Source organism: Actinocorallia libanotica, assembly GCF_039525175.1.
Classification (GTDB): Bacteria; Actinomycetota; Actinomycetes; order Streptosporangiales; family Streptosporangiaceae; genus Actinocorallia; species Actinocorallia libanotica.
Map to the genome: position 1 here is coordinate 84,203 of NZ_BAAAHH010000032.1, position 9,045 is coordinate 93,247.

A 9,045-nucleotide genomic window follows, 5' to 3' on the forward strand; every position below is an offset into this window, starting at 1 on the left:
CTCCACGCCGGGGTCTACTTGAGGAGGTGGCGGGCCATCACGAGGCGCTGGATCTGGTTGGTGCCCTCGTAGATCTGGGTGATCTTGGCGTCGCGCATCATGCGTTCGACGGGGAAGTCGCGGGTGTAGCCGGCGCCGCCGAGGGCCTGGACGGCGTCTACGGTGACGCGCATGGCGACGTCGGAGGCGTGGCACTTGGCGGCGGCGCCGAAGAAGGCGAGGTCGGCGTCGCCCCGTTCGGACTTGGCGGCGGCGACGTAGACCATCTGGCGGGCGGTCTCGACGGCCATGGCCATGTCGGCGAGCATGAACTGCAGGCCCTGGAACTCGGCGATGGCCTTGCCGAACTGCTTGCGCTCCTTGACGTAGTCCAGGGCGACGTCGAGGGCGCCCTGGGCGATGCCGACGGCCTGGGCGCCGATGGTGATGCGGGTGTGGTCGAGGGTGCGCAGGGCGATCTTGAGGCCCTCGCCGGGCTCGCCGACCATGCGGTCGCCGGGGATGCGGACGTCGTCGAAGTGCAGCTCGCGGGTCGGGGAGCCCTTGATGCCCAGCTTGTGCTCGGGGGCGCCGAAGCCGAAGCCGGGGTCGGACTTCTCCACCACGAACGCGCTGACGTTCGAGCCGCGCCTGCCGTCGGGGTCGGTGACGGCCAGGACGGTGTAGTAGTCCGAGACGCCGGCGTTGGTGATCCACGCCTTGTGGCCCGAGAGGATCCAGTCGTCGCCGTCGGCGACCGCGCGGCACTTCATGGACGCGGTGTCGGAGCCGGCCTCGCGCTCGGACAGGCCGTAGGAGAAGGCGGCCTCGCCGCGGGCCAGCGCCGGCAGGTACTTCTGCTTGACCTCCTCGGAAGCGGCCAGGATCAGCGGGAGGCTGCCGAGTTTGTTCACCGCGGGGATGAGGGAGGAAGAAGCGCAGGCGCGGGCGACCTCCTCGATGACGATGCAGGTGGCCAGGGCGTCCGCGCCGACGCCGCCGTACTCCTCGGGCACGTGCGGGGCGTGGAAGTCCGCGGCGATCAGCGCCTCGTAGGAGGCCTGCGGGAACTCCGCCCGCTCGTCGGCCGCCGCGGCGTTCGGGGCGATCTTGTCCTGGGCCACCGCGCGTACGGCCTCCCGCAGGGCCTCGTGGTCCTCGGAGATGCGGAACAGGTCGAAGCCCGCGTCGTTCATCGGAAGGTTCCCTTCGGATCGGAGGCGCCGCCATGCGGTACCCAGTACCAGAATTAAGGTACTTAGTACCACGACCGGATGGCAACCTCTCCCGCGCCACCGTCTTCCCATAAGGTCGCAGCGGCACAGTCAAGGAGCAGCAGATGGCAGAGCACACCGCCCGGGAGCGCCTCAGGGAGGCGGCCTTCGCGCTGTTCGAGGAGCGCGGGTACGAGGGCACGACGGTCGACGACGTCACCGAGCGGGCCGGAGTGGGCCGCACGACGTTCTTCCGCACCTTCCGGTCCAAGGAAGACGTCATCTTCCCCGATCACGAGGCGCTGCTCGCCGCCGTCCGCGCCCGGCTGGCCGGCTCCACCCGGGAGACGGCCCCCGTGGCGATCCGCGAGGCGGCGCGGCTGGTGCTCCTGCACTACCTCGACGAGGGCGATCTGGCCCTGGCCCGCTACCGCCTGACCCGCAGCGTCCCCGCCCTGCGGGACCGGGAGAGCACCGGCACCCTGCAGTACCAGCGGGTGTTCCGGGAGTTCGCCCACGCCTGGATGGGCGGCGGCGAGGACACCGCCCTGCGGGCCGAGCTCTTGGCGGCGGCCGTCGTCACCGCTCACAACCATGTGCTCCGCCGCTGGCTGCGCGGTCTGACGCGGCGGCCCGAGGCGGAGTTCGACGCCGCCATGGCCGGCACCGTCGCGCTCTTCAGCGAGCCTCCCGCCGGGGACGGCACCGGGTCGATCGTCGTCTTCCGCACCGCCAAGGACCTCGACGCGGTCCTGCCCGCCCTCCGCGGCCTGCTCGGCGAGCCCGGCTGAGCCGATCTCGGCTCGGCCGGGCCCGGTCCGGCGCCCGCCGTGCACGTCCCGCAGGCCGCGACGGGACGACGGGATCATGCAGGAGGCCCCGCCGAGGGCCCTGCATGCCATCGGAGTTCAGAGGTAGGCGGCGATGAGCTCGGCGAACTCGTCGGGAGTGACGATCGGGGTCTGGAGGGCTTCGGCCTTCGTCCTCTTGGAGCCCGCCTTCTCCCCCGCCACCAGCAGGGACGTGGACTTGGAGACGCTGGAGGACGCGCGGCCGCCCGCACGTTCGATGAGCTCGTTCATCTCGTTGCGGGACAGGGACTTCAGCGGCCCGGTCATGGCGCCGGTGACCACGACGGCCATCCCGGACAGGGGAAGCCCGGAATCCCCGGCGTCCCCGGAGCCCTCGGTGCCGGCGCGCTCCTCGGGCGGGGTGGCGCCCGGCTCGGTCATGGTGACGCCCGCGGCGACCAGCTTGTCGATGAGCGGGGCGATCTCGGCGAGTTCGGCGACGAGCACGACCGCCTTCTCCGGGCCGATGCCGTCGACCTCCTGCAGCTGCTCGACGTCGGCGGCGCGGACGCGGTCCATCTCGGCGAAGTGGCGGGCGATGCGCCGCGACATGGAGCGGCCGGTGCCCCGCACGCCGAGCGCGGCGAACACCCGCGACAGCGGCTTGCCCTTGGCCGCCTCGATCGCGGCCAGGAGGTTGTCGGTGGAGGTCTCCCCCATCCGGTCCAGGCCGAGGATCTGCTCGCGGGTGAGGGTGAACAGGTCGGCGAAGTCGGCGATCAGCCCCGCCTCGACCATCTGGACGATGCGGGTGCGGCCGAGGCCCTCGACGTCGAGCTGGTCGCGGCCGGCGGCGTAGCCGATCGAGGCGACGGCGTTGCAGGCGCGGCCCAGGGCGCACCGCCACCGCTCCTGGGAGCGGTCGATGTCCCCGCCGCAGTCCGGGCACGACTCGGGGAAGACGATCGGGCGCTCGGCGCCGGTGCGGGCCGGGACCACCGGCGCCTCCACGCGCGGGATGACGTCGCCGGCCTTGTACACGGTGACCTGGTCGCCCAGCATCAGGCCGCGGCGGGTGATGTCGGCGGGGTTGTGCAGGGTGGCGTAGGTGACGGTCGTGCCGTCGATCTCGACCGGCTCCAGCACGGCGCGCGGCGCGATCACCCCGGTCCGTCCGACCGCCCACTCCACCTCCCGCAAGGTGGTGATCTTGGTGTCGGCGGGCAGCTTGTAGGCGATCGCCCAGCGCGGCGCCCGGCTGGAGAACCCGGCCTGCTCCTGGTCGGCGGCGGCGTCGGCCTTGACGACGATCCCGTCGATGCCGAACGGCAGCCCGGCGCGGGCGGCCGCGATCTCCTCCACCCGTGCCAGCACCTCCGCCACGTCGGCGTACCCGATCGGGCCGGGGACGGCGGCGGCGCTGGTGCGCACCCCGAGCCCGGCGAGCAGCTCCATGATCCGGGTGTGCGGCAGCGGCGCGAGCCGTTCGGCCTGCTCGGTGCCCTCCTCCAGGGGCAGCGCGCCGTAGCCGAAGAACGTCCACTCCACCCGGTAGGGGCGGTCCTTGGCGCGCAGGCTCCCGGCCGCGCCGGAGCGGGGGTTGGCGAACGGGTCGCCGCCGTGCTCGACGCGCAGCCGGTTGGCGGCCTCGAACTGCTCGCGGGTCAGCAGGACCTCGCCGCGGACCTCGATCGACACCGGCTCCGCCAGCACGGCGGGCAGCCCGGCGATCGCGCCGATCGCGTGCGAGACGTCCTCGCCGGAGACGCCGTCGCCACGGGTCACCAGCTGCGCCAGGCGACCGTCCCGGTAGCGGGCCGAGATCGCCAGGCCGTCCAGCTTGGCCTCCACCGCCCACCCGGCCACCGGCCGGTCCAGCCGCCGCTCCACCCCGGCCGCCCACGTGGTCAGCTGCTCGGCCGAGAACACGTTGTCCAGCGACAGCATCGGCCGCAGGTGCGGCACGTCGCCGACGGCGGCGCCGCCGGCGACCTTCCCGGTCGGCGAGTCGGGCAGCACCTGGTCGGGGTGCTCCTTCTCCCACGCCTCGATCCCGCGCACCAGCCGGTCGTAGGCGTCGTCGTCCAGCGTGGAGGAGCCGTCCCCGTAGTAGGCGGCCGACGCCGTGAGCGCCAGTTCGACCGCCGCGGCGTACCCGGCGGCGTCGGTGATCTCGGTGAGGGGGGCGATGTTCATGACTCCATTCTCCCGGCCGGCACCGACATTTCCGCGGACCGCCGACCGGCGACCCGGCCGCACCGGCCCATCGGCCCTTGGCCGCGAATGGCCAGCCTCCGCCCCCTGAAGCGAAGTCAACATCCCGCGGCGATAATTCATCGGTTTCTGACAAAAGAGAACACGCCCGATGAGCCCGGCGGATCGACGACCAGGCGTTACTACTGATGGGAACGGAAGGCTTACCCATTCATTATGATCGTTCCTAATTGATCTCCAATAGTGGGTCTGACCAGGTATTTAAATGATCCAATTCACCATTCCACCATCACTCGGACTTCACGGAAGGCGCCCACCCGAGGAGCTCTTGTATCATGCGAAATATATCCGTAACCTAACCGAATATAGCCCGTCGTCCAAGAAATCCGCTTTCGGGGAAGATCCTTTCTTCCGCCATTCCGTGCTGTCTCCACCCCCCTGAAAAAGGAGAAGACCATGCGAAAGAACTCAGCGATGGGCCTGGCGGCCGCCGCCGCGGCCGCCGCCGTCGTCTGCGCCGGCACCCCGGCCTTCGCCGCGACCTGGACCGTCACTCCCGGCGGCGCGGTCACCGGCACCGCGGGCACGACGACGTTGAAGGACATCGACACCGGAGCCCAGCTCACCTGCAGCTCGTCGACGACGAACGCGACGGTCCAGGGCGGCAGCGGCCTGTCCGGGGCCGCCATCGCCACCGTCACCAGCGCCACCTTCAGCAACTGCAGAGGCCCGCTGGGCATCAGGTTCACCATGAACACCGACGACGTGTCCTACCAGCTCAACGCCGACTCCTACGCGGCGGGAGTCACCAGCGGGACGCTGAACAACATCACGGCCACCCTCAGCGGGCCGTTCTGCTCCGCGACGGTCGGGGGACCCGCCTCCGGCACCCCCGGCAGCATCTCCGGCACCTACACCAACAGCACCCACACGCTGGCGGTCAGCGGCGGCAATCTGCACATCTGGAACGTCTCCGGCTGCTTCGGCCTCCTGCACAGCGGGGACGCCGTGTCCTACATCGCGAGCTACGTCCTCAGCCCCGGCCTGACCATCACCAGCCCCTGACCCCGTCCGCCGAGCCCGTCCCCTTTCGCCCGCGGCGGTGCCTGGCCGCCATCGTGTGGAACACCTTCTTGGGCTCCCACCGGGTCTCGTCCAGCATCCTGACCACGCCGTAGGAGCCGAGGTCCCGGGCACCGGTCCTGCCGTATCCGGCGAAGGTGAACCACAGGGCGGTGTCCACGCCCTCCTCTTCGAAGACGTCGAGCAGCTCGGTGAAGTAGCGCACCTGCTCGTCCTCGTCGGGCACCGCGTCCGGCGGCGCCTCCCACGCCGAGCCGCCGCGCTCGCCCGCGCCCTGGTACGCGCAGGTTCCGTACTCGGTCACCGCGACGGGCTTGCCGTGCGCCAGGTGCCCGCGCAGTTCCGAGCGGAAGGTATCGGTGTTGTAGGCGGCCCGGTAGGCGTCGACGCCGACGATGTCGAACGGCCCCCAGTCGATGGACTCCCATGGTCCTGCGGCGTAGGTGATGCGGCCGCCGAAATGCGCGCGGATCGCCTCGGCCGCCTGGGCGAGGAAGGCGCTGAGGCGCTCCTGCGCCGGGCCGAGGGAGGTCCACCACTCCAGGTCGGCGCCGGCCATGGCGCTCAGGCGGTCCCCGTAGGTCTCGCCCGGCAGGAACCCGCCGCAGAACGCGCTGATCTCGCACCCGGCGACGAACACGACCTCGGCCCCTCGCCGGCGCAGGGCTTCGGCGCGACGGGCGCAGGCGGCCAGGAACGGGAGCAGTTCGGCGGCGGGGAGGTCGACGGGGAAGGGCGCGAACCAGACCTCGAGTCCGGCGTCGGCGGCGTGCCGGGCGGCGATGCTCAGCCGTTCGGGGTCGCGGCCGGAGACGCGTACGGCGTCGCAGTGCAGGACGCCGGAGATCACCTCCATGTCGTGCCGGACGGTCTCGGGTGTGAAGGCCCTGCGGGAAAGGCCCTCTCCGGGAAGGAAGCCGGTGTCGTAGTTGATGCCGCGTGCGCGCACGTCATTTCTCTCTTCCGTGGGGGATGCCGTGCTCCAGCAGGTCGAAGGCGAGCTCGGTGTCGCGGGCCAGGGTCCGGGCGGCTTCGCGGGGCGGAGCGCCGCCGATCAGGTGGAGGAAGAACGTTTCCTGGAGGGTCAGCACCGTCGCGGCGATCTGGGCCGCCGCCAGCGCGGCCGCCGCCTGCCCGTACTCCTGGACCAGCTCCCGAGCCAGCTCCCAGCGCCGCCGGTAGAGCAGGGCGTTGGCGGCTCCGCTGAGGGCGGGGCTGTCGAAGATCACCCGCATCCGCGTGACCATCTCGGTCCAGTCCGTCTCCGCGGCCTCCTCGGCGAACGTCCGGCAGGAGGCGCGCAGCGCCTGCAGGGGCGGCCGCCCCGGCGGCCGCCGGGCGACGATCCCGGCCAGGTCCTCCTCTCCCACCCCCTGGAGCACGAGCGCCTCCTTGCCCGGGAAGTAGGCGAAGAAGGTCGCCTTGGCCACCTCGGCGGCCTCGGCGATCTCGTTGACCGACACGCCGTCGAAGCCGCGTTCGGCGAACAACCGCAGCGCCTCCGCGGTGATCCGCCGCCGGGTCTGCTCCTTTTTCCGCTCACGAAGTCCTGCCATAAAAGGACAATAGCCATACATGGTCTAAAATCAAACCGAGTCTGAATTTCTAGCCGCGCATGCGACACAAGTCCCTACCCGGCGCGAAACAAGATCACACCCATGACGGTCAGTGACCGAACGGTTCCGCCCCGCGAAAATAACCGACATGAAAAAGCGCATCCCAGCCGCTCTGGCTCTCACGGCCGCCTGCGCGGCCGCCTCGCTCGCCCTGACCGCCGCCCCCGCGCAGGCCGCGGGCTGGGAGTTCTTCGACGACTACTGGTCGCACGCCGGCTGCACCGAGGAAGGCCACCACGGCGTCAAGCGCGGGGAGTGGACCGACTTCCAGTGCCGCTCGAGCGCCATCGACTGGAACCTGTGGGTCCTCCGCCCCTAGCCCGGAGCCTGGAACGCTCCGGAAGATCCGCCGGACACCGCCTCTCGGCCGTGTCCGGCGGTCGCGCGTGCGCGCCCCCGGCCGCCGCCGGGCCCGCGGGCCCTGGTCAGCGGCGGATGCGGCCCTGGGCGATGGCGACGGCGACGGCGGAGGTGCGGGAGTCGGCGCCGAGCTTGGTGTAGATGTGGGCAAGGTGGGATTTGACGGTGGCCTGGCTGAGGAAGAGGCGCCCGCTGATGTCGGCGTTGGACAGGCCGTCGGCGACCAGCTGCAGGATCTCGGTCTCGCGGGGGGTCAGGGTGGTGGCGGGCTCGCGCATGCGGTCCATCAGCCGCAGGGCCACGGCGGGCGCGAGCGCGGACTTCCCGGCGGCCGCGGTGCGCACGGCCGCGGCGAGCTCCTCCGGCGGGGCGTCCTTGAGGAGGTAGCCGGCCGCTCCCGCCTCGATGGCGGCGAGGATGTCGACGTCGGTGTCGTAGGTGGTCAGGATCAGCACGCGGGGCGCGCCGGGGCGGGCGGTGATGGCGGCCGTGGCCTGGGAGCCGAGCATCTTCCCGCCGAACTGGAGGTCCATCAGCACCACGTCCGCGCCGAGGGAGGGCTCGGCGGCCAGGGTGACGGCCTCCTCGGCGGTGGCCACGTCGGCGACGACGGTGAAGCCCGGTTCGGTCTCCAGCACGGCGCGCAGCCCGGCCCGCACCACGGGATGGTCGTCGGCGATCAGCAGCCGGACGGAAGGAATGCTCATGCGCCGGCTCCGGAGGGGTCGGGAAGCGGGAGGGCGACGGCCAGGGCGGTGCCCCGGCCGGGGGCGGACTCGAGGGTGAGGGTGCCGCGCAGGTCGCGGGCCCGGGCGCGCATCGCGGCCAGCCCGAAGCCCGACCCCGTGCCGTCGCCGTCCGGCGGGGGGAGGACGGCCGGGACGAAGCCGGCGCCGTCGTCGACGACGTCGAGGGCGATCTGGGTGTCCATGTAGCTCAAGGTCACCTCGGCGCGGGCGGCGCGCGCGTGCTGGACGGTGTTGGCCAGCGCGGACTGGGCGATGCGCAGCAGCGCGACCTCGTACGGGGTGGGCAGCTCGGCGGGGGCGCCGGAGATCCGGCAGTTGACGCTCACGCCGGAGGTCCGGGCGGTCATGGCGCACAGCCGCCGCAGCGCCGCGGGCAGGGTCCCGTCGGCCAGGTCGGGCGGGCTGAGCGCGCGGACGAACCGCCGCGCCTCGGCGAGGTTGTCGACGGCGGTGCGGCGGGCGTGGCGGAGGTGCTCCAGCGCCGTGTCGTGGCCGCCCGCCAGCTGGTTGCGCTCGGCGGCCCGCAGCAGCAGCTGGATGGAGGACAGCCCCTGGGCGAGGGTGTCGTGGATCTCGCGGGCCAGGCGTTCGCGTTCGGCCAGGACCCCGGCGGCGCGCTCGGCCGCGGCCAGCTCCCCGCGGGCGGCGGTCAGCTCCTCGATAAGGCGGCGGCGCTCCTCGCTCTCCCGGTAAAGGGCCTGGTAGCCCAGGGCCACCGCAACGGCCACCGCGGCGCCCAGCACCGGCCCCACCACCGTGCCCAGGTTCAGGGTGTGGGTGTGCCAGCCGAACCCGGCGATCGCCAGGCCGGTGGTGGCGGCGACCGCGACCAGCGCCCGGCGCCGCGCCAGCAGGTGCAGCTGGAGGAAGAACAGCGGGAAGGCCAGCCAGATGCCGTCGGGGGTCAGGGCGAGCAGCGCCAGCCAGCACGCGACGACCGCCGCCAGCCACGCCCCCGGCCGGGCGCGCACGGGCTCCAGCAGCTGCGCGCCGTAGACCGCCGCGAACGCGCAGGCCGCCGCGGCCACCGCCGGGGCGT

The 9,045-nt window shown here is 72.3% G+C and carries 9 protein-coding genes; 3 read left to right on the forward strand and 6 right to left on the reverse strand.

What is annotated here, in order from left to right; translation table 11 throughout:
• Positions 1-14: 14 nt before the first annotated feature.
• Positions 15-1,175, reverse strand: a complete 1,161-nt coding sequence (locus ABD140_RS30525; RefSeq protein ID WP_344244616.1) for an acyl-CoA dehydrogenase family protein — start codon at positions 1,173-1,175, stop codon at positions 15-17.
• Between the two features lie 143 nt (positions 1,176-1,318).
• On the opposite strand from ABD140_RS30525, the gene ABD140_RS30530 reads away from it, so the two are divergent.
• Entirely contained in the window at positions 1,319-1,984 is a 666-nt protein-coding gene (locus ABD140_RS30530; protein WP_344244618.1) for a TetR/AcrR family transcriptional regulator, read from the forward strand.
• A gap of 117 nt (positions 1,985-2,101) precedes the next feature.
• Here the strand turns inward: ABD140_RS30530 and ligA are convergent, their stop codons facing one another.
• The gene (gene ligA / locus ABD140_RS30535; protein ID WP_344244620.1) at positions 2,102-4,180 is read right to left on the reverse strand and encodes an NAD-dependent DNA ligase LigA; all 2,079 of its coding nucleotides are present in this window, start codon (positions 4,178-4,180) and stop codon (positions 2,102-2,104) included.
• Between the two features lie 474 nt (positions 4,181-4,654).
• Here ligA and ABD140_RS30540 point away from each other — a divergent pair, with 474 nt between their 5' ends.
• Positions 4,655-5,263, forward strand: a complete 609-nt coding sequence (locus ABD140_RS30540) for a hypothetical protein (protein WP_344244622.1) — start codon at positions 4,655-4,657, stop codon at positions 5,261-5,263.
• Here ABD140_RS30540 and ABD140_RS30545 read toward each other — a convergent pair.
• Positions 5,250-6,230 carry a glycoside hydrolase family 113 protein gene (locus ABD140_RS30545; protein ID WP_344244624.1) on the reverse strand — a complete coding sequence of 327 codons (981 nt, stop codon included), beginning with the start codon at positions 6,228-6,230 and terminating at the stop codon, positions 5,250-5,252. The genes ABD140_RS30540 and ABD140_RS30545 overlap by 14 nt on opposite strands.
• A 1-nt stretch (position 6,231) precedes the next feature.
• Entirely contained in the window at positions 6,232-6,837 is a 606-nt protein-coding gene (locus tag ABD140_RS30550; protein ID WP_344244626.1) for a TetR family transcriptional regulator, read from the reverse strand.
• Positions 6,838-6,985: 148 nt separating this feature from the next.
• Here ABD140_RS30550 and ABD140_RS30555 point away from each other — a divergent pair, with 148 nt between their 5' ends.
• Positions 6,986-7,216: a hypothetical protein gene (locus tag ABD140_RS30555; protein WP_344244628.1), complete on the forward strand. Its 231-nt coding sequence runs from the start codon at positions 6,986-6,988 to the stop codon at positions 7,214-7,216.
• A 106-nt stretch (positions 7,217-7,322) separates the two neighbouring features.
• Here the strand turns inward: ABD140_RS30555 and ABD140_RS30560 are convergent, their stop codons facing one another.
• Positions 7,323-7,964 (reverse strand): response regulator, encoded by a 642-nt coding sequence (locus ABD140_RS30560; RefSeq protein WP_344244630.1) that lies wholly within the window; start codon positions 7,962-7,964, stop codon positions 7,323-7,325.
• Positions 7,961-9,045 (reverse strand): sensor histidine kinase (locus ABD140_RS30565; RefSeq protein WP_344244632.1); only part of this gene is annotated, 1,085 nt, incomplete at its 5' end. The genes ABD140_RS30560 and ABD140_RS30565, both read right to left, overlap by 4 nt.